Consider the following 19,180-nt stretch of genomic DNA (forward strand, 5'->3'; position numbering starts at 1 on the left):
AAAAGGGGAGTTCGAATTAATATTCCTTGACGTGAATATTCTTCATGAGGTATATTGTAAAAGCAATAAATTATCCCGACTAAGAAGGAGAGTATAACTTATGATTAATAAAATTGGACAAATTATGTTATATGTAAATAACCAAGAGGAATCCAAAAAATTCTGGACAGAAAAGCTAGGATTCGAAGTGATTTTAGACGAAACAAATGGCCCTATGAGATTTATCGAGCTTGCTCCGAAAGGTGCAGCGACTAGCATTGTTCTTCATAATAAAGAGTTGGTTGCCCAAATGAATCCTGAAATGAATCTCGGAACACCTTCTTTAATGTTCTTTTCGGATAATTTTGATCAATTGAATCGAGAGTTGAAGGACAAAAATGTTACGGTTGGAGATATTGTAGAAATTCCTGGTGGAAGAGTATTCAATTTCGCAGACGGTGAAAATAACTACTTTGCTGTAATGGAAAAAGGACAATAAAATTGAATGAACATGCAATAAGGGGATAGTTAAATAAATTACGTCAGCAGCTAATCAAAATGATTAGCTGCTTTTTCATACCCATAATGACCGTTATAAACTTCAAAATCTTACTTGTTAAGTAAAGAATATCATGTTATTCTGCAAAAAGAGGAGATGATCAGATGTTTGAAAAGGGGTCGTTCCAACCCGTTCAAGCCACTAAGTTAGTGGACGATGTTGTTAATCAAATACAACAAAAAATTTCAACAGGAACAATCCTGCCAGGAGACAAATTACCTCCAGAACCTGAATTAATGAAATTATTTAATGTAGGGCGATCAACGATAAGAGAAGCAGTCCGTGTGTTAGTTCATGCTGGTCTATTGGAGAAAAAGCAGGGTTTTGGAACTTACTTAAAATCCAGTCCTATTATTCAAGAACCACTTACCCATCGTTTACTTCGTGCAGAATTGATTGAGGTCTTTGAAGCTCGAAAAATGATTGAATTAGAAATCGCAAGATTAGCAGCTCTACGGCATGATGACACTGACTTATTCAACATGCGAAAACATTTGGATACAAGAGATATGGCTCTAAAGCAGAATGATCGTGAACTGTATGCCAAATCGGATATAGAATTCCACATGGCTGTAGCGATGGCAAGTAAAAACGCTGTAATCATTGACTTATATAGAACGTTTACTCATATTTTGTCAGATGCAATGAGTAAATTAAACCGTAATTATAGTTCCCATGATCCTCAATCCGATTACCATGAACAAGTGTATGAATCTATTAAAAATGGGGATTCAGATCAAGCAGTACAATTGACGCTCAAAATTTTAAATGGAACACTTTCTGAGCTTTAAGTTCAATATAGACATTCATGTAGAGGAGGAATTTGGGCATGATTATATCACTCAAAAATGTATCATGGCAACGTGATACAACAATGATCTTACGCGATATGAATTGGGAAGTGAAACAAGGGCAACACTGGTGTATCGTCGGACTAAACGGTTCAGGCAAGACGACGATGCTGAACGTAGTAAACGGCTATATATGGCCGACGACTGGGCAAGTCGAAGTGTTAGACCACCGCTTTGGCGATGTGGATCTTAGAGAGTTACGGAAACGAATCGGTTGGGTCAGCACCTCGCTGCAACAGAAGCTATATGGCCATCAGACTGCGCTGACCATCGTCCTCAGCGGAAAATTCGCAACTATCGGTTTATACGACAAGACGAATGAAGAGGATCAAAAGCAAGCCGAGGAGCTGATGGAATTTCTAGACTGCTCTTCCTTAGCCGCTCGTACATACGATACCTTGTCGCAAGGTCAGCGTCAAAAAGTCCTCATTGCACGCGCACTTATGGCCAATCCAGATCTATTGATCCTTGATGAGCCTTGCACAGGACTCGATATTTTTGCCCGAGAACAGCTGTTGCAAATGATTGAGAAGATTACGAAGCAAACCAACGGACCAACTTTGCTGTATGTAACGCATCATATCGAGGAGATAACACCATGCTTTACACATACTTTGCTGGTGAAGAACGGAGAAATCTATAAAGGGGATGAGACAGAAAACTGCTTGCAGTCGGATGTGTTGAGTGATTTCTTTGATACCCCCGTTGAAGTTCAGGAGCATCACAATCGTAAGTGGCTTACACTTGCCGGTGATAAGTAGGATAAGCTGCCTAGCAATTGCTAGGCAGCTTTTATTATCTTGAATGTTAGAAGCTAGTGCTCACTTCGGATAGAATTACTATATTGTCGGGGACTCATTCCTATCTTTTTTTTAAATATTTGGTGAAAAAATTTGAGGTCAGCATATCCAACTGCAGCGGCAATTTCGCTTACACTTCTATGACCTCCTGAAAGCATACGACATGCAGCATCCATTCGAATACTTTGCGTATAATCTGTAAAGCTCATTCCAGTCTGATGCTGAAAAAGGCGACTGAATTGCCGTTCGCTAAGGTTCGCTTTACTGGCGAGATCACTAAGTTTAAGCCCATTGGCATAGTTGTAATTTATAAATGCAATCGCATCATCCACTGCCATCCATTGCGGCTTATCCCCTGACGGCGCAACAATCTGCAACCGGTGTCTAAACAAGCCTGTTAATATTTGTACGAAAAGAGCATCGAGGACAGCTAGATATCCTGGCGGTTTTGCCGAGAATTCACGAAACAGTTCACGAAACATAATATGGTATGCGCCATTGACATCTTTCATAGAGAACCATAGCAATTGCATGTCTGTGAAAAATTCACAAATATCTGTAGCGTGAGGAAAGGTAGCCTGAAGTTCTGATAAATACTCTACTGGAAATAAACAGTTATAAACGATGAGCGGGCGGTCTTTCATCGGGGTCTTAAGTCGAAATACATGACTGCGCCCAATGGGGATAAAAAATAACGTACCGTGCTCGACAGGAACAGCCTCATCGTCAATGTAGTGAACGCCTGCTCCTTCACTGATATAAGTAATTTCGATAAACTCATGGGAATGCGCATTCAATTCGAACGTTTCGTAAGCCCTGTTCACATAAATTGGCACACCAGGCTCGAAAAAGCTATCTCCAGACATGACAAAAGTGCTGCGTCTGATACTCATAATCGTGGCCCCTTTCAAATTGCTAAGGCTAGACATATCGTACGAAACTAATGAATGAATGTCTAGATCCACCTATAAAAATGTCTGAAACACCCCCAATTCTAAATTCTCTCAACTCATACAATAGAAATAGCTGCCGGATCAAAGATCTATGAATACAGTTCAAAGTGTTCCGGCAGGTTACTGGATGAATATAGGAGGTTGATACAAATGTCCAATTTTGAAGTTACAAATCTTAAAGTGAACTATAGAAAGAATCCGTTGGGGATTGATGATTTACATCCGCGGCTTAGTTGGTGGATCAGAACAGAAATACGGGGATTTATCCAATCAGCCTATCAAGTTCAAGTCGCGAATGATCACAAATTCTTTTCAAAAATCATATGGGATTCTGAAAAGGTAGAATCGGATAGCAATGTGCATATTGAATACGAAGGTCCCGCCTTACAATCCCGCACTCGGTATTACTTTAGGGTTCGAGCTTGGGACGATCATGGGATAGTTTCAGAATGGAGTGAACCTGTGTTCTGGGAAACGGCATTGTTATCGGTAGATGAGTGGCAGGCAAAATGGATAGCAGCACCTCCGAGTCATCAAGAGAATGGGGCTGATCCTTGTGACTATATTCGTACGGAATTTTCAATCCCTGATAATGTTGTATCAGCGCGTGTGTATGCAACATCTCTTGGGATGTACCGCTTATATATAAACGGTAAACCAGCAGATAACACGTTATTTAACCCTGGCTGGACCAGTTATAATAAACGGCTTCAATATCAGACCTATGACGTGACTTCTTTGATTGCTGCTGGCAATAACGCTCTTGGTTGCATGGTGGGAAACGGGTGGTATAAAGGATATTTAGCTTGGGAAGGAAAGAAAGACATCTTTGGTGAGGATCGTGCTGTGCTTATCCAGCTACACGTCACATTATCTGATAATTCTGAACAAATCATTGTATCGGATGACAACTGGCGTACTTCTACAGGTCCACTCTTGATGTCAGAATTGTATCATGGCGAAACGTATGATGCGAGGCTCGAGGTAGAAGGTTGGTCTTCTCCCGGTTTTGAGGATGTAAAGTGGCAAAAGACTATTCTCAAGGACCGTCCAGAGACTTCATTGGTTGCTCAGGAAAACGAACCGACCAGGGTTATAGAAACCATCAAGCCTATTGCAGTCATTACTACACCTAAAGGCGAACACGTGCTGGATATGGGACAAAATATGGTTGGATGGGTAAGATTTACGGTTCATGCTGAAGCTGGAACGATAATTACTTTAGAACATGCTGAGGTGTTGGACCGCGAGGGGAATTTCTACATCGGAAATTTACGATCTGCAAAGCAGACTGTTACTTATATATGCCATGGCGGGGAGGCAGAAACGTTTGAGCCGTATTTATCCTTCCAAGGATTCCGTTATGTAAAAGTGACTGGCATAACGCTAGATCAATTATTGGAACAATTCATCGGCTGCGTCATCCATACGGACTTGGAGCAAACGGGAAACTTCAACTGTTCAGATGAACTCTTGAATCAGCTTCAGCACAACATTTTATGGGGACAAAAGGGGAACTTTCTAGATATCCCAACAGATTGCCCTCAACGAGACGAAAGATTGGGATGGACGGGGGATGCTCAAGTTTTTATTCGCACGTCTGCCTACAACATGAATGTCGTCCCGTTCTTTGAAAAGTGGCTAAAGGATTTGGCCGCGGATCAAGAAGAAGACGGAAGAGTTCCGCATGTTATTCCCGATGTGCCAGCGGCAGGATACGGCTCTGCTGCTTGGGGAGACGCCGCAGTGATTTGTCCTTGGACGCTTTATCAATGTTATGGGGACATTCGTGTGCTGAAAACGCAATATCCAAGTATGAAAGCATGGGTCGAGTATATTCGGGCCCAAGGTGAAGACGAATATCTTTGGAATACAGGTTTTCACTTCGGAGATTGGTTAGGTCTGGATGCCAAAGAAAACAGCTACGTCGGAGCAACACTAAAAGAGTTGATCGCTACTGCGTTCTATGCTTATTCAACGGAATTACTAGCTAAGACAGCGGCTGTCATTGGAAAACCCGAAGATGCCTTAAAATATGAAGCATTGCATGAGAAGATTGTTCTGGCATTCCGTCAAGAGTTCGTAACGCCAAATGGTCGGGTGGCCTCACCGACACAAACTGCGTATACACTTGCCCTTATGTTTGACTTATTAGAGGAAAAGGATCGTCATCGGACGGCCAAGATGCTAGCCGACCATATCGAAGAAAATGGAGTGCACCTAACGACCGGCTTTGTAGGAACTCCCTATCTGTGTCTAGTTCTCTCTAGATTTGGTAATACGGATGTAGCCTACCAATTGGTACTGCAGAAAGAGTATCCTTCCTGGTTATATTCTGTAATCCGAGGGGCTACAACCATTTGGGAACATTGGGATGGAATAAAACAGGACGGTTCGTTCTGGAGCGATGATATGAACTCCTATAACCATTATGCTTACGGTGCTATTGGAGATTGGCTCTATCGCACTGCCGGTGGCATCGAACTATTAGAAGCAGGCTATAAAAAAATACGGATCCAGCCGCAGATCGGGGAACATTTGACGTGGGTTGATGCTTCGCTTGAATCTGTCCATGGAACGATCAAGGTAACTTGGAAAAAACAGAACGAAGATTCAGTAGAAATGCAAGTGCTGATTCCATCCAATACAACAGCTGAGATTATTATTCCAACGATGAATCAGGACAGTATCTTGGAGTCTGGGACACCAATAGAACAAGTCATAGGTCTATCCAGTGTGGAACAAATGTCAGAAGGCCTTAAACTACTAGTTGGATCTGGTGACTATTACTTCAAGTTTCCGATGACTTAAACGTTAATAAGGAATGATCCGCCAAAGAGAAAATAAGTTGAGCCAATTCATCGCTTGATATAATGAAATTTTCTAATATCCATTCCTGTATAATTGCTAAGCTTCCATTAACCAAATAAGCGTAAGTAAAACGCTTCATATTTTCGGGAACGTCAAGCTGAAGGAAAGTGTCAATATTCATCAGTACTTCATTAAGCAAACGTTTTGAAAACAACTCGTTTTCATTTGATTTGAGTAGCATGATGGCAAATAAATCATCATTCTTTTTGATGTAGTCTAAGAAGGTCAATATATAAGTGATGCCATTGTCATTAGCTTCGATTTTTTCTAGATATGCATTTGTGTTATCAATAATCTCCTGCTCAACATGTTCAAGCAGATCGTATGCATTTGCATAATGCAAATAAAAGGTAGAGCGATTGATGCCTGCTGAAGCGCATAATTCTTTTACGCTGATTTGGCTTATGTTTTTTTCTTTGAGCAGACGAATCAAGCTTTGCTTCAGCAGCAATTTGGTTAACCGTTCACGTTGATTCATTGTTGATTCACCCCCTATAAAAATTTTTGAAAACTAATGGACAGAATATCTTCGACTGTCTATATTACATCAGTTTGATAATCAACTGGTGGTTGTGAAATAGACACTGTGTCTGTATTCTGAAGGGAGACGAATGACTTGTCAATAATCTTATAATGCAGGTGAAGAATATGGTAAAGAAAAAACGAGTCATGATAACAGGTGCAGCGGGCAATATGGGTGGCGAAACATTGAAATTTCTTAGAAACGATTTAGCGAAATGCGAGCTGTTACTCTTTGATTTAGACAATTCAACCAGCCGCCAAAAGCTGAAAGAATATGAGAGACTAAGTGGCGTTAAAGTAGTCTATGGCGATTTACTAGACTGCGACCTTGTCTATGAATGTGTGAAAGATGCCGACATTGTGCTTCATATAGCAGCCTTTGTATCTCCTGCTGCAGATGAGTTTCCCGAACGAACGATGCAGATTAATTATGGTTCAGCGAAGAACATCGTCGATTCCATCAAGAAAAGCGATCGTGCCCATGTAACGCGTTTCGTAAATATCGGTACAATTGCGGAAACGGGTGACCGTATGCCGCCGATCCATTGGGGACGTGTGGGCGACCCTCTCAAACCAAGTGTTTATGACTACTATGCCGTTTCGAAAATTGCCGCCGAGCGTATGGTAATTGAATCAGGACTACGCTATTGGGTGAGCCTCCGCCAAACAGGTATTATGGGGCCAGCGATGAGCAAGATAGAAGACCCTATTATGTTCCATAACTGTCTAGAAAATGTGCTTGAATACGTATCAGATCGGGATTCAGGACGTTTAATGCGAAACCTCTGCATCTCGGATATAGACGGAGAATTAAATGAAGGATTTTGGCAACATATTTACAACATTGGCGGGGGCGAGAGCTGTCGAGTCAGCACGCTTGAGATGTATCAGGTGCTTTATGGTAAGTTAGGTTTAACAAATCTTGATTATGTGATAGATCCTAAATGGTATGCAACACGGAATTTTCACGGACAATATTATCTGGACTCTGATAAGCTGGAGGAGTATTTTCACTTTCGCCGAGATTCAATAGATTATTTCTATCAAAGCTACCTTGATAATCTAGGCGCACTTGTGCCTGTTGCGAAAGTCATCACTAAATTGCCCGGAGGTCAAAAATTGATGGGTGCGATGATTAAGCGGACGATGAAAAAGCAAGCAGTAAAAGAGCGAGGAACGATACGTTTTATCGAGGAAAATGACATTGAGAAAATAGACGCTTATTGGGGCAGCAAGAACAACTGGGAGGCGATTCCTGCAAAGGTGTCTGAAATGAAGAAATTCGCAGATTGGGATAAAGTCATCAAACTTGACCACGGGTATGATGAGAATAAGCCAACATCGCAATTAAATCTTGAAGATATCAAGGGTGCTGCGAAATTTCGTGGTGGTGAATGTCTTTCAACAGATATGGAAACGGGGAATTGGGCAGGCAAACTTGATTTCAAATGTGCGTTCGACCATACCTTTACGGCTAGCCCCAAGCTTATGCTAGAAGGTGGACATTTCTGCCCGCAGTGTGAGCTCGAAAGCTGGAATTACAAAGAACGTGCGAAGCGTGAACCGTTCTTTGCTCAGGTTTGGAACCCTATTCAAAGAAAGGCAGACGGACGCGAGTATATGAAATCGTATCAGAATTAGATGGTATTACCTCACTTCTGAGATGTTAATACTTCATACAAAGGTTGATCTTTTTGAAGATCAGCTTTTTTGATTTCATAAAGAGGGAGAGAATAAAAGCGTATTTGTTGACAAATAGTCTAATTAGACTAATAATATAAACAGTCTAATTAGACTATTGTAGAGAGGATGAGAATAATGATCAAATCATTTCTAATGATTGGACAGTCAAATATGGCTGGACGAGGATTTATACATGAAGTACCCCCAATTTATAACGAGAGAATACAAATGCTACGTAATGGTAGATGGCAAATGATGGCTGAACCTATTAATTATGACCGTCCTGTTTCAGGAATAAGTCTGGCAGGATCATTTGCGGATGCATGGTGTCGTGAAAATGAAGAAGACATCATTGGGTTAATTCCTTGTGCTGAGGGTGGGAGCACCATTGATGAATGGGCTGTAGATGGGGCACTTTTTAAACATGCATTGCAAGAAACTAAATTTGCTATGCAAAATAGTGAATTAACGGGGATTTTATGGCATCAAGGAGAAAGTGATAGTAGTAATGGCAGCTACAAAGTCTATTATCAGAAATTACTTTTAATGGTTACGGCCCTTAGAAAAGAGTCAGATGCTCCAAATATTCCATTTATAATTGGTGGCTTAGGGGATTTTTTAGGCAAAGAAGGATTTGGGAAACATTGCACTGAATACGAGTTGATGAATCAAGAGTTACAAAAATTTGCTTTTGAACAAGATGATTGTTACTTTGTTACAGCTTCAGGTTTAACTTCTAATCCGGATGGTATTCATATCGATGCAATATCTCAAAGAAAATTTGGGTTGCGATATTTTGAAGCTTTTATTAATAAGCAACATGTACTTGAGCCGCTAATTAATGAACAGGAGTTGTTAAGTCTCCATAATGCAAGAACACACACTAAAGCGGAAAAAATGTATATATTGAGTATGGATTTTGCTTTGGGGAAAATATCATTTGACGAATTTCAAGCCAAGTTCATACAAATCAACAATGATTAAACCTAGTAGCATTTTGACGGAGGCGTTGAGTTGATAATATTACTAATTTTAGGATTATTAAAACAAAATCCAGGGGCTCACGGTTATGAATTGTTATCCTTAATGGAAGAAAAACACTATAAATATATAGTGAATTTCACCAAAGGGTCCTTTTATTATAATCTTGGGCAATTAGTAGAGAAAAAGTATATTGTAAAAGTTGACCAAAGAGACAGCACCAGAGAGACACATAATTATAACATCACGGAATTAGGGGAAAAAGAGTTTGAAAAGTTGATGTTCAAATATGGGTCTAAGACAGACTATATAAACCTATCTTTTTATGTAGCAATGTTATTTTCAGATAAATATAAAAAAGAAGAGCTAACTAAATTAATAGAAATACAAATCGAACAAACTAAAAATAAGATTTCTTTAATACAGCTATCTCTTGAGAACGATGAAAATATCACTGCTTATTTTAAAAAAATGTTAGAAAATTCACTTTCCCACCATATAGTAAATGTTCAATGGTTTGAAGGATTGCTTGAAGATATAAAAAAAGAAAACTGATCACAGCTCAACGATTATTCTGGTAACCTATTTGAACATACGTTTTTCTAGTTCATATAGATAAAGATCATGAATTTCTTTGTTTTCAATATCTTGACCTACAAAAAAAACTAAAGTTGGGTCACTCACGGGATATGCATAAGTAAGGTATGTTCGGTGCATAAAATCATAGTCCATCTTTTTTAACTTGAAGTCAATTTGATATTTATCTTCTAAATAGACTTCGAATTGTTTTTTATGGGCTATGGACTTCCATGGTAATCCGAAGAACAAAAAGTATATTCCTATAAGGAATATCAAAAAAATTATTAGAATGAGCGATTTTTTACTTAGAATGGGGTGTTTCATATATTAATAACCCTCCTTGTAAAATAAGACAAAAACGGGCCTCTAAAATCCCTTTTAGGCTCGTTTTGCGTTTCGTGAATTGTATTTACTTATTTTAGAATCCTGCCCACTACTAGTATATATTTTAAATAGTCGCCATAATTACCTGCTGTAAACTCCGTTTTCTGCTGAAATACTTGATCTTTTGTGAGGGCTGGACGATCGTGCAAGCGAACTTACAGTAAGTATATGATAAAAAATGTAATAAGGATGTAAGTAATTTTGCCCGCTACATACTACGAGTCATTAAAGGTTCTGGTAAAAATCAAAAATATACTAACGGTACCTGTAAAAAACATTTTGACATATCTAACAGGTACCGTTATAATAAAAACCAACAGGTACCGTCACAAAGATTAACAGGTACCATACAAACTTTATGGAGGATTCAATATGGACATGAATACTGAATTATACGAAAAACTCGCGAAACTGCAATGGCTGCTGCAACGACAACACTTAAAAACACATGCTGCTGTTGGCCCTATGGCCGACACATCCCGCGGGCAAGGCAGGATACTGGCATTTCTCCGGATGAAAGATGGTATCAGCACCAAAGATTTATCCTATATGCTGGACATCCGTGTATCATCCCTCAATGAATTGCTTGCAAAATTGGAAAAAGCCGAATATATCACCCGTAAGCCATCAGAAACAGACAAACGTATCATGTTGATTTACTTAACCCAAAAAGGACAAGAGGAAGAGGGGCAAGAGATAGACAGCGTCAACATATTTTCTAGCCTATCTTCAGAAGAGCAGGTTGCTTTCGGGGATTACTTAACCCGCGTAATTATGGCTTTAGAAGAAGAGCTTGGAACGGACGGAGAACGTGATGTAATGGCTATGTGGATGGAGGCTGCAAAGGAGCGTATGGGTACAGAGGAATTCGAAAAACTAATGGCCATGCGTGGACAAATGCAAAAAATGTGGGGGAATTCTAGGGACGAACGCTTTAGCGGAAGGTTCCCTGGCTTTGGCGGGGAAGGGCATCGTGATATGCGCGGATTCGGCTGGCCTTCCAGAGATGGAAGAAATTCGTCACCAGACCAGTCACATGATCCGGACGATAAGTAAGCAAAGTCTTTTCGTCAAACAGTAGCAGTGGCGTGCCTTTTACAAAGGAAAGCTGAACGGCAAAGGCGGCGCATGACGTACTTTCTTGGAAACTGAAGAACAGTTAATTTCGCACACCAACCCCGTAAAGTCGATGTTACGGTACGGGGTTGTTTGTTGCTGCGTCATGGTTCATATTCAACAAATAGTTAGAATTCTAAGTAATTTGAATACTAAATAGATGAAGAAAGTGGTGACCCACATGGATGCAGAAAACCTCCATTACTTTGAAAAAGCACCCATCTCAAAAGCTGTAGCTCACTTCGGTATACCGATGATGTTAGGCATGTCAATGAGTGTCATATATTCCATCTTGAATGCCTATTTCCTTGGCACACTGGGCAATACGGCTATGTTAACCGCACTTGCACTAACCTTGCCGTTATTCGCGATCATTATGGCGCTAGGAAATTTGATTGGCATGGGCAGTGGTACATTCATCTCCCGCTTGCTAGGGGAGAAAAAATATGATGATGTTAAGCATGTATCTTCATTCGCTTTTTACAGCAGTTTAGTTATCGGTCTTATCGTGATGGCTGTTGGCCTCCCGTTGATTGATCCAATTGTTCATGGTCTGGGAGCGACGCCCGACTCCTTCGGATTTACTAAGGACTATGTAACGATTATGCTTATCGGCTCACCATTCGTTGTAATATGCTTCACATTGGAGAATATCGTGCGCTCGGAAGGTTCAGCAATCACATCGATGATCGGGATGATTCTAAGTGTTGTCGTGAATATTATTCTCGATGCGCTAGTTATCTTCGTCTTCCATTGGGACGTGATTGGCGTTGCGACTGCTACGGTCATCTCTAACTTGGTTGCGAGTGCATTCTACGCCTACCATTTGGGTTATAAAAGCCAATTCTTAACTGTCTCTTTAAAATGGTTCAAAGCTACCAAGGAAATACTGAGCAATGTATTCAAAATCGGAATTCCCGTCTTTATTATGAGTATCTTCTTGGGTGCAATGTCACTCGTATTGAACCATTTTCTTGTCGAATATGGAGACCAAGCCATAGCGGGGTTCGGAATTTCATCCCGTTTATTACAATTACCTGAGTGTATTCTGATGGGTTTATGCGAAGGTGTCGTGCCGCTCATTGCCTTCTCTTTTACAGCAAATAAATTACGCATGAAGCATACCATCGGATTCACGATCAAAGCGATAATAGCTTTAGCTGTCGTGTTCGGCGTTATCGTCTATCTGATTTCCGACCATTTAATTGGCTTATTTACGAATGACCCGCAATTAATTGAAATGGGCAGCTACATTCTGCATGTGACATTCTTATCCTTGTTCATTACAGGAATGACTTCGTTGTTTACCGGGATCTTCCAAGCTACAGCGCAAGGAACTGCTGCATTTATAATGTCAATTATTCAAGGAGTTACTCTGATTCCTGTGTTGTATATAGCCAATCGAATGAATGGTTTCCATGGTGTGGTCTGGTCGCTCGTCATTTCGGATGCCGTTGCGTTCCTTGTTGGTGCCATCATGCTGTATGTTCTGCGGAACAAGATGCAGCCGGATTTAAATGCTTTAGCACAGTAGAATACAGAGTCTTAAGTTGATATATTAAGTTCATCTTCTAATATAAATTTTACAGTATAAAGGTGGAGCCTAGAGTATGGTTGATTTTGAATGGTATAGAAGCTTTTGCACAATATATAAGTATCAATCGATTTCTGAAGCCGCAAAAACCCGCATGATGACGCAGCCAGCCATGAGTCAGCACTTAGCCGCCTTGGAGGCGGAGGTGGGAGAAACTTTATTTATTCGGTCGACTAGAAAAATCACCCCAACAGAGCGGGGAAAGGAGTTATATTCCCAGCTCGCTCCACTTATAGAATCATTAGAGAATACGACAATAAGCTTTAAATCGGCTTCTTTGCCTACGCTGAGTGTAATCAAGCTGGGAGCGGCGCATGAGTTTTTTAGTGAAAAAATATTGCCACTGCTTCCTGAATTTAATACTTGCACCATTTCGCATTTTGGAACCGCCGAGCAATTGCTAGAGCTCCTGAAGGAAGACAAGCTAGACATCCTCATTATGTCAAAAAGGTTCCAAACTCCCGGTGTCGAATATCTGAAACTAATGGATGAAGAGTTTGTTATAGTAGCTCCAAGCGATTATGAAATCCTTGAATTTGATACTCTGAAGCTTGAAGAGCAATGGCTCTCTGAACAGAAATGGATCAGCTATGGCTTGGAATTGCCGATAATAAGAAGAATTTGGAGAGAACATTTTAAGAAACGTCCTGAAATTAGACCTATTCATATCATTCCTAATTTACACATGATCCTGAAGGCAGTTGAGCTCGGGGTGGGCTTGAGTGTCATACCTACATACCTCTTGCGAAACTCGTTAAAAGAAGGCAAATCAAAAGTTGTTTTTAAGCATTTAAAAGTAAAAAACGAGTTATATATCGCTTATCAGTTAAAGAATAAGCATTTGCCTCTGATTCATGAGATCATATCTGTCCTAAGGGAAAAGAAGATGGATTAGCTAGTATTATTTATAAAATTATTTATTAATAAGTGGCTATTTCATAATTTGTTTTATTTATGTTTTGGAGCTTACAATAAAGAAGCAGCAAAATTAATAAATAATTGAGACTGGCACCACACATTGTCGAATGGACAAGCATCAACAGCATAGATGAGGAGGAAATATTATTATGAAAGTGTTTATCACAGGAGCTTCAGGCTATATCGGCGGGTCGGTGGCTAAAGGTTTACTTGATGCCGGGCATACTGTCTTCGGTCTGGTTCGCAATCCCGATAAGGTGGAAGCATTAAGGGACATTGGTATAGAGCCTATACTCGGCACGTTGGAAGATACGGATACGCTAACGAAATATGCTAAGCTCAGCGACGCAGTAATTCACACAGCCGATTCAGATCATTTGCTGGCAGTTGAAACTTTTATAGCTGCTCTACGTGGAAGTGGAAAACCATTTTTGCATACATCGGGTTCAAGTGTAGTTGGAGATGATGCCCGTGGCGAAACGGCGAGCGAACAAATTTTTGACGAGGAAACACCATTTGTACCTATGGATATTAGGGAAAACCGCGTAGCGATAAACAACCTCGTACGCAAGGCTGGAATTGAGGATTGGGTGAGAAGCATCGTGATAGTCCCATCTATGATTTATGGTGATGCACTAGCGTTGCCTGTGGAAAGCGATCAATTGCCGCAAATTATTCGCAAGTCGAGAGAGCTGCAGGCAGGCGTTCACGTAGGTAAAGGCGTAAATCGCTGGTCTAATGTCCACATCAAAGATTTGGTACAACTGTATGTATTGGCACTTGAAAAAGCACCGTCTGCATCGTATTTCTTTGCCGAAAATGGGGAGGAATCTTATGGGGACATCGCCAAATCTGTCAGCGAGGCGTTAGGCTTTGGGGGCAAGACCATAAGCTGGCCCGCAGACGAAGCGATAGCAGAACTTGGAGACTGGGCGCGTTTTGCTATCGCCTCGAACAGCCGTGTGCGTGCCACCCATGCAAGAAATCTACTTGCTTGGGCTCCGAAGGAAGAGTCGCTGCTTAGCTGGATAAAAAATAATTTGCAATAATAAACCACTGAAAAATGATTTCTCCATGTTTAAATTTGACGATCACCACGAATAACATATACGCAAAAGAAGCCGCCTACAAGGTGGCTTCTTCTGCGAAAAACGTCATAAGCTAGCCTATCTTAAAAAGAACAATAGCTAAATTTTAACACTGACTTCTCCATTTGAAAGATATTCCTCGTCACCATTTTCATATCTGACTTTCAGATGGCAATCGTTATCGATATCAATGGCTGTTGCCTTAAGCTGTTCATTATTCTTTATCACTGTTACGGGTTTGCCAAGTGAAATTAACCGTTTTCTATATTCGGAAAGAAACAATCTGTCCGTTAATTGCTCATAATATCCCATGAAATTGTTCAGTACTTCTGCTACCAGTCGGTTGCGGAGATCACCATAAGAATTGTTTTCAGAAATTACAGTTGTTGCAATCTCGGTAAGGTCGTTAGGAAAGCCGTCGAACGGCAGCGCTACATTGATACCAATACCAAGAACGGCATAATCAAGCCAGCTGTTTTCCAGTGACACGGATGCTTCAGTAAGAATCCCGCACACCTTTTTACCTTCCATGAAGACATCATTCACCCATTTAATCTGCGTTTCTTTACCGGATACGCTCTCGATGGAAAGGGCGACTGCAACAGCGGCGCAAGTGGTCAGCAGAGCGGAATCTGTTGCTGACAGCTTGGGACGCAGTAGGATACTCATATAGATACCCGTTCCCGGTGGAGAAAAGAATTTTCGGCCCATTCTCCCGCGTCCAGCGGTCTGTTCTTCGGAAAGGATCACCTTACCCTCAGCTTCTCCATTTGAGGCAAGGCTTTTTACGGCTTCATTCGTTGAAGATAGTGTCTTAAAGACTTCTAAACGTAACTTTTGCCCCTGGGTATCCAGATATTTTGAAATTGCACTTGCAGATAGGATATCTGTTTGAGGTGACATGGAATATCCTTTATTAGTTACAGCTTGTATGGAATATCCGTCTGTCTGTAACGATTTTATGGCTTTCCAGACAGCGCTGCGCGTCACGGATAACTGAACGGCTATTTCCTCGCCGGAAAAGTATTCACCCTTATTACTGTCGAGCAAGGCAAGAATATGTTCTTTTACTGTCATGAACTTAAACCTCCAAAAGTATAACTCTCCGACCAAAACCCATTGAATATAATAACATCCAACGATTGCGACTGAATACTCTAATTTTATATAACAATTGGAAAAACTCAAGCTTGGTATTTCATTCTATTGTGAACTATAAATTAATTTTTGGTTTACAATCATGAATATCTCCATTATAATTCAGCTTACTGGACGTATTTACTAACCAGAATACAATTATTTATATCCAATGGAGGTCAATTTTTTGAAGACAAAAGAACTTATTTATGCTGCATTATTCGCAGCACTTATCGCGGTGCTGGGCATGATTCCACCCATCCCCCTCGGCTTCATCCCCGTTCCGATCACTGCCCAGACGCTTGGCGTCATGTTAGCTGGATGTTTTCTGGGGAAACGGATGGGCGCCCTCAGTCTAGTCATTTTCATCATTCTGGTAGCCATTGGACTGCCTGTACTGACTGGTGGCCGCGGCGGAATCGCAGTGCTCATTGGTCCTTCTGCAGGATACATATTTAGCTTCCCGATCGCGGCCGGCCTTATCGGCTGGTATTCTGAAAAAATCTGGCCGAAGGTCCGAACTTGGAAGCTGATAGCGATCAACGTAATCTTTGGTGTATTACTAGTGAGTCTGATTGGTGCACCAGTCATGGCATTAATAACCAATACGTCGATCTGGGCTGGACTTGTCGGAGCGTTAGCCTTTCTTCCGGGGGACATCATCAAAGCCGTTATAGCAGCCGTCATAACGATGCAGCTGAAAGCAATTAGCCCTATTGAAGAAAAAACACAAATATAAAGTGATTTAAAACTCGGGTAAATGAAACCCGAGTTTTTTTTATTGAAAAATAATATGGTTATAGATGTGAATTTGTTTATACTATAAAAATTAAAATGAAATTGAAATAGGGTGGATAACAATGGATAAGGGATTTAATTTAGCTAGCCAACTACTAACGCTGCTTGATACGGAGCAAAGATGGTTTACCTTAGCCGAAGTGGAAAAAAGTTTAGGGATATCAGATAAGACAATACGGAAGATGGTGGAGGAAATCAGCGAGCAACTACCCTCTACTGTAACCATTGAAGTTTCTAGAGGTAAGGGAATCGTTCTTCTACGTGATGGGCAAAGTACGATAAGTGAAGTGATTTCTTCTATGTTCAGACAAACCATTTTTTATCGGCTGATGCATCTATTGTTTACGAATGCTGGTCGAATGTCTGTGGAGGAGCTTTCTGAAGCCATGTTTATGAGTACCTCGTCTTTGAAGAAGCTGATTGTGGAATTAAATAATAATGATCTAAAAGCGTATAAGTTACGCATTAGTTACTCTACACCTGTGATCAAAGGGAATGAAATGAATATTCGATATTTTTATTGGAATTTATATTGTGATGCGTATGAGTTTACAGGATGGCCCTTTGCGAATATCGATTTTGCTTATATAAATCAGTTGATCACAAATATAGAGATTGAGAATAACATTGTATATTTTATCAATTCCAAAAGGAAATTGTCCTTTTTGTTGGCAATTGTAATAGAAAGAGCTGGGAAAGGAAATTGTGTAACCATCGACGAAAATGCATACCCCTGGGAAAAGGGGATGTTTTATATTCCAGTGAGAGCCATAGCAGAGCGTCTTGAAGAAAAGCTGTCCATCGAATTTCCAAAGAGTGAAATATTCTTTATGCAATCCATGGTTAGTCTCAGCCAATATCATTATTATGAAGGGTCAGAGATCACTCCGATTAAAGAAGTCGAATTACACAAAAATAAAGAAGAATATCAAATGGGGAATCTGCTTCTAATGTTGTTGGCAAAGGTATACCCGAACTTGGATATGCATGAACGATTTATCTTGGAGATTTACGGGTTCTTTGACAAGTTATTAATCGAAAATGCCATTCCGGAATGGATGATGATTTCGAAAAGTCATTTAACTACATATGTAGAGCAGGAGTGCCAGCAGATTTATCAAGAAATGCAAACCTGTATGCAAACGTGGAATAAAACTTACCCTTCCGTTCTCTTCAATAATTTTCATTTAACAAAACTAACCTTAATTGTCCGTTCGAGTTTACGTTATAAGAGTAAGAGGGCTTTCTTAGTGATCGGAGAGGAATTTTCAATTCGTCATTACATAGCAGATTTGATAAAGAAGGAAATAGGGGATCAGTTGATCCTTAATACCTCCATTATGAAAGGGCTAACCGACGAGATCATGCAGCAAAATAATATTGATCTTGTCATTAGTAATATCCCGGTTGCACTAAAGACCGTGCCTGTTGTTATTATTTCTACGATCCCTTCTAAAAGAGATTTGGACAATATCCGTAAAGAATTGCTTTTATAATTTGACCAATTATTTTCCGTTACCTACGTAAGTTTTTGGTCTAGTTTGTAATGTTAAAAAACCTTATGCTCAATCTAGTTTCGAAACTGATTTTACTTGAGGGCAAGTGGAAAGCGATTTCGGTAAACCTCAGTTTACTATTAAAAGTTGGAGGAAGAACTATGAGTAGGCATTTAGGTGCAAATAAGGGAGAAATAGCAGAGCGCGTTTTGCTCCCAGGAGATCCTTTACGTGCAAAATTTGTAGCAGAACACTTTTTAGAGGGGGCTAATTGTTATAACGAAGTAAGAGGGATGTATGGATACACTGGATTATACAAGGGTGTACCGGTGTCAGTTCAGGGGACAGGGATGGGAAATCCATCGATGAGTATCTATGCTACAGAATTGATCGTCGATTATGAAGTTAAGAAATTGATTCGCATTGGTACATGTGGTGCGATGCAAAGTGAAATTAATATCCGCGATATTATAATAGCCCAAGCGGTGTCTTCAGACAGTAATATGACGGAGAAGATCTTTCATGGTTGTAATTTTGCACCTACAGCAGATTTCTCATTGTTAATGAAAGCGTATCAACAAACACAAGCTAAGAATGCAAATGTTTTTGTTGGTAACATTTATAATTCTGATGAATTCTATCGTGAAAATTTAGATCGACTTCACAAGTTTATGGATTTTGGTGTATTAGCAGTAGAAATGGAAAGTACAGCCCTATACACTTTAGCCGCTAAATATGGTGTAAAAGCGTTATCGATTTTAACAGTCGGCAGTCAATTGCTAAGACAGGAACACCTGACTCATAAAGAAAGTGAACAATCCTTTTATGAAATGGTCGAAATAGCCCTTAACACAGTCATTGATGGCTGATT

The 19,180-nt window shown here is 40.2% G+C and carries 18 protein-coding genes; 14 read left to right on the forward strand and 4 right to left on the reverse strand.

Going from position 1 to position 19,180, the window contains the following annotated elements; translation table 11 throughout:
- The first annotated feature begins 100 nt into the window (after nt 1-100).
- The 3 genes from NST34_RS15935 to NST34_RS15945 all read left to right on the forward strand — a co-directional run bounded on the left by NST34_RS15935 (nt 101) and on the right by NST34_RS15945 (nt 2,150).
- On the forward strand, nt 101-478 hold the full coding sequence (locus tag NST34_RS15935; RefSeq protein WP_042188380.1) for a VOC family protein: 378 nt from the start codon (nt 101-103) through the stop codon (nt 476-478).
- Nucleotides 479-642: 164 nt separating this feature from the next.
- Complete coding sequence (locus tag NST34_RS15940) at nt 643-1,329, forward strand: FadR/GntR family transcriptional regulator (protein WP_076283755.1); 687 nt, start codon at nt 643-645, stop codon at nt 1,327-1,329.
- A 38-nt stretch (nt 1,330-1,367) separates the two neighbouring features.
- Nucleotides 1,368-2,150 (forward strand): ABC transporter ATP-binding protein, encoded by a 783-nt coding sequence (locus tag NST34_RS15945; RefSeq protein WP_076283754.1) that lies wholly within the window; start codon nt 1,368-1,370, stop codon nt 2,148-2,150.
- A 53-nt stretch (nt 2,151-2,203) separates the two neighbouring features.
- On the opposite strand, the gene NST34_RS15950 is transcribed toward NST34_RS15945, so the two are convergent.
- Complete coding sequence (locus NST34_RS15950; protein ID WP_341128260.1) at nt 2,204-3,082, reverse strand: AraC family transcriptional regulator; 879 nt, start codon at nt 3,080-3,082, stop codon at nt 2,204-2,206.
- 210 nt (nt 3,083-3,292) lie between these two features.
- Here NST34_RS15950 and NST34_RS15955 point away from each other — a divergent pair, with 210 nt between their 5' ends.
- Nucleotides 3,293-5,953, forward strand: a complete 2,661-nt coding sequence (locus NST34_RS15955) for a family 78 glycoside hydrolase catalytic domain (RefSeq protein ID WP_341060843.1) — start codon at nt 3,293-3,295, stop codon at nt 5,951-5,953.
- On the opposite strand, the gene NST34_RS15960 is transcribed toward NST34_RS15955, so the two are convergent.
- A complete protein-coding gene (locus tag NST34_RS15960) occupies nt 5,934-6,491 on the reverse strand; it encodes a TetR/AcrR family transcriptional regulator (RefSeq protein WP_076283751.1) in 558 nt (185 codons plus the stop codon). The two genes, NST34_RS15955 and NST34_RS15960, sit on opposite strands and share 20 nt — an antisense overlap.
- Before the next feature lie 170 nt (nt 6,492-6,661).
- Here NST34_RS15960 and NST34_RS15965 point away from each other — a divergent pair, with 170 nt between their 5' ends.
- The 3 genes from NST34_RS15965 to NST34_RS15975 all read left to right on the forward strand — a co-directional run bounded on the left by NST34_RS15965 (nt 6,662) and on the right by NST34_RS15975 (nt 9,754).
- Nucleotides 6,662-8,176: an NAD-dependent epimerase/dehydratase family protein gene (locus NST34_RS15965; protein ID WP_341060844.1), complete on the forward strand. Its 1,515-nt coding sequence runs from the start codon at nt 6,662-6,664 to the stop codon at nt 8,174-8,176.
- A 177-nt stretch (nt 8,177-8,353) separates the two neighbouring features.
- Nucleotides 8,354-9,202 carry a sialate O-acetylesterase gene (locus tag NST34_RS15970; RefSeq protein WP_341128261.1) on the forward strand — a complete coding sequence of 283 codons (849 nt, stop codon included), beginning with the start codon at nt 8,354-8,356 and terminating at the stop codon, nt 9,200-9,202.
- A gap of 30 nt (nt 9,203-9,232) precedes the next feature.
- Nucleotides 9,233-9,754, forward strand: coding sequence for a PadR family transcriptional regulator (locus tag NST34_RS15975; protein ID WP_341128262.1), 522 nt, complete (start codon nt 9,233-9,235; stop codon nt 9,752-9,754).
- 27 nt (nt 9,755-9,781) lie between these two features.
- On the opposite strand, the gene NST34_RS32135 is transcribed toward NST34_RS15975, so the two are convergent.
- On the reverse strand, nt 9,782-10,102 hold the full coding sequence (locus NST34_RS32135) for a YfjL-like protein (protein ID WP_076299791.1): 321 nt from the start codon (nt 10,100-10,102) through the stop codon (nt 9,782-9,784).
- 432 nt (nt 10,103-10,534) lie between these two features.
- Here NST34_RS32135 and NST34_RS15980 point away from each other — a divergent pair, with 432 nt between their 5' ends.
- The 4 genes from NST34_RS15980 to NST34_RS15995 all read left to right on the forward strand — a co-directional run bounded on the left by NST34_RS15980 (nt 10,535) and on the right by NST34_RS15995 (nt 14,839).
- A complete protein-coding gene (locus tag NST34_RS15980) occupies nt 10,535-11,218 on the forward strand; it encodes a MarR family winged helix-turn-helix transcriptional regulator (RefSeq protein ID WP_081382919.1) in 684 nt (227 codons plus the stop codon).
- A 241-nt stretch (nt 11,219-11,459) separates the two neighbouring features.
- Nucleotides 11,460-12,812, forward strand: coding sequence for an MATE family efflux transporter (locus NST34_RS15985; protein WP_341129553.1), 1,353 nt, complete (start codon nt 11,460-11,462; stop codon nt 12,810-12,812).
- Nucleotides 12,813-12,888: 76 nt separating this feature from the next.
- Nucleotides 12,889-13,767 (forward strand): LysR family transcriptional regulator, encoded by an 879-nt coding sequence (locus NST34_RS15990; RefSeq protein ID WP_341128263.1) that lies wholly within the window; start codon nt 12,889-12,891, stop codon nt 13,765-13,767.
- A 172-nt stretch (nt 13,768-13,939) separates the two neighbouring features.
- Nucleotides 13,940-14,839 carry an NAD-dependent epimerase/dehydratase family protein gene (locus NST34_RS15995; RefSeq protein ID WP_076283745.1) on the forward strand — a complete coding sequence of 300 codons (900 nt, stop codon included), beginning with the start codon at nt 13,940-13,942 and terminating at the stop codon, nt 14,837-14,839.
- 138 nt (nt 14,840-14,977) lie between these two features.
- Here the strand turns inward: NST34_RS15995 and NST34_RS16000 are convergent, their stop codons facing one another.
- Nucleotides 14,978-15,955 carry a biotin--[acetyl-CoA-carboxylase] ligase gene (locus NST34_RS16000; protein ID WP_076299795.1) on the reverse strand — a complete coding sequence of 326 codons (978 nt, stop codon included), beginning with the start codon at nt 15,953-15,955 and terminating at the stop codon, nt 14,978-14,980.
- Between the two features lie 247 nt (nt 15,956-16,202).
- Between NST34_RS16000 and NST34_RS16005 the strand changes: the two genes are divergently transcribed.
- The 3 genes from NST34_RS16005 (at nt 16,203) to deoD (ending at nt 19,178) form a co-directional block, all read left to right on the forward strand.
- On the forward strand, nt 16,203-16,754 hold the full coding sequence (locus NST34_RS16005) for a biotin transporter BioY (RefSeq protein ID WP_341128264.1): 552 nt from the start codon (nt 16,203-16,205) through the stop codon (nt 16,752-16,754).
- A 121-nt stretch (nt 16,755-16,875) separates the two neighbouring features.
- Complete coding sequence (locus NST34_RS16010; protein ID WP_341128265.1) at nt 16,876-18,309, forward strand: helix-turn-helix domain-containing protein; 1,434 nt, start codon at nt 16,876-16,878, stop codon at nt 18,307-18,309.
- A gap of 161 nt (nt 18,310-18,470) precedes the next feature.
- A complete protein-coding gene (deoD, locus tag NST34_RS16015) occupies nt 18,471-19,178 on the forward strand; it encodes a purine-nucleoside phosphorylase (RefSeq protein WP_076299796.1) in 708 nt (235 codons plus the stop codon).
- Nucleotides 19,179-19,180 lie beyond the last annotated feature (2 nt).

The organism is Paenibacillus sp. FSL H7-0714, from assembly GCF_038003765.1.
Lineage (GTDB): Bacteria > Bacillota > Bacilli > Paenibacillales > Paenibacillaceae > Paenibacillus_AQ.

Bases quoted from the DNA above. Each gene is read 5' to 3' on its own strand.
- NST34_RS15955 (WP_341060843.1), top strand. From the start codon at position 3,293: ATGTCCAATTTTGAAGTTACAAATCTTAAAGTGAACTATAGAAAGAAT.
- NST34_RS15970 (WP_341128261.1), top strand. From the start codon at position 8,354: ATGATCAAATCATTTCTAATGATTGGACAGTCAAATATGGCTGGACGA.
- NST34_RS32135 (WP_076299791.1), bottom strand. From the start codon at position 10,102: ATGAAACACCCCATTCTAAGTAAAAAATCGCTCATTCTAATAATTTTT.
- deoD (WP_076299796.1), top strand. From the start codon at position 18,471: ATGAGTAGGCATTTAGGTGCAAATAAGGGAGAAATAGCAGAGCGCGTT.
- NST34_RS15990 (WP_341128263.1), top strand. From the start codon at position 12,889: ATGGTTGATTTTGAATGGTATAGAAGCTTTTGCACAATATATAAGTAT.
- NST34_RS15995 (WP_076283745.1), top strand. From the start codon at position 13,940: ATGAAAGTGTTTATCACAGGAGCTTCAGGCTATATCGGCGGGTCGGTG.
- NST34_RS15985 (WP_341129553.1), top strand. From the start codon at position 11,460: ATGGATGCAGAAAACCTCCATTACTTTGAAAAAGCACCCATCTCAAAA.
- NST34_RS15945 (WP_076283754.1), top strand. From the start codon at position 1,368: ATGATTATATCACTCAAAAATGTATCATGGCAACGTGATACAACAATG.
- NST34_RS15940 (WP_076283755.1), top strand. From the start codon at position 643: ATGTTTGAAAAGGGGTCGTTCCAACCCGTTCAAGCCACTAAGTTAGTG.
- NST34_RS15980 (WP_081382919.1), top strand. From the start codon at position 10,535: ATGGACATGAATACTGAATTATACGAAAAACTCGCGAAACTGCAATGG.
- NST34_RS16010 (WP_341128265.1), top strand. From the start codon at position 16,876: ATGGATAAGGGATTTAATTTAGCTAGCCAACTACTAACGCTGCTTGAT.
- NST34_RS16000 (WP_076299795.1), bottom strand. From the start codon at position 15,955: ATGACAGTAAAAGAACATATTCTTGCCTTGCTCGACAGTAATAAGGGT.
- NST34_RS15960 (WP_076283751.1), bottom strand. From the start codon at position 6,491: ATGAATCAACGTGAACGGTTAACCAAATTGCTGCTGAAGCAAAGCTTG.
- NST34_RS15950 (WP_341128260.1), bottom strand. From the start codon at position 3,082: ATGAGTATCAGACGCAGCACTTTTGTCATGTCTGGAGATAGCTTTTTC.
- NST34_RS15935 (WP_042188380.1), top strand. From the start codon at position 101: ATGATTAATAAAATTGGACAAATTATGTTATATGTAAATAACCAAGAG.
- NST34_RS15965 (WP_341060844.1), top strand. From the start codon at position 6,662: ATGGTAAAGAAAAAACGAGTCATGATAACAGGTGCAGCGGGCAATATG.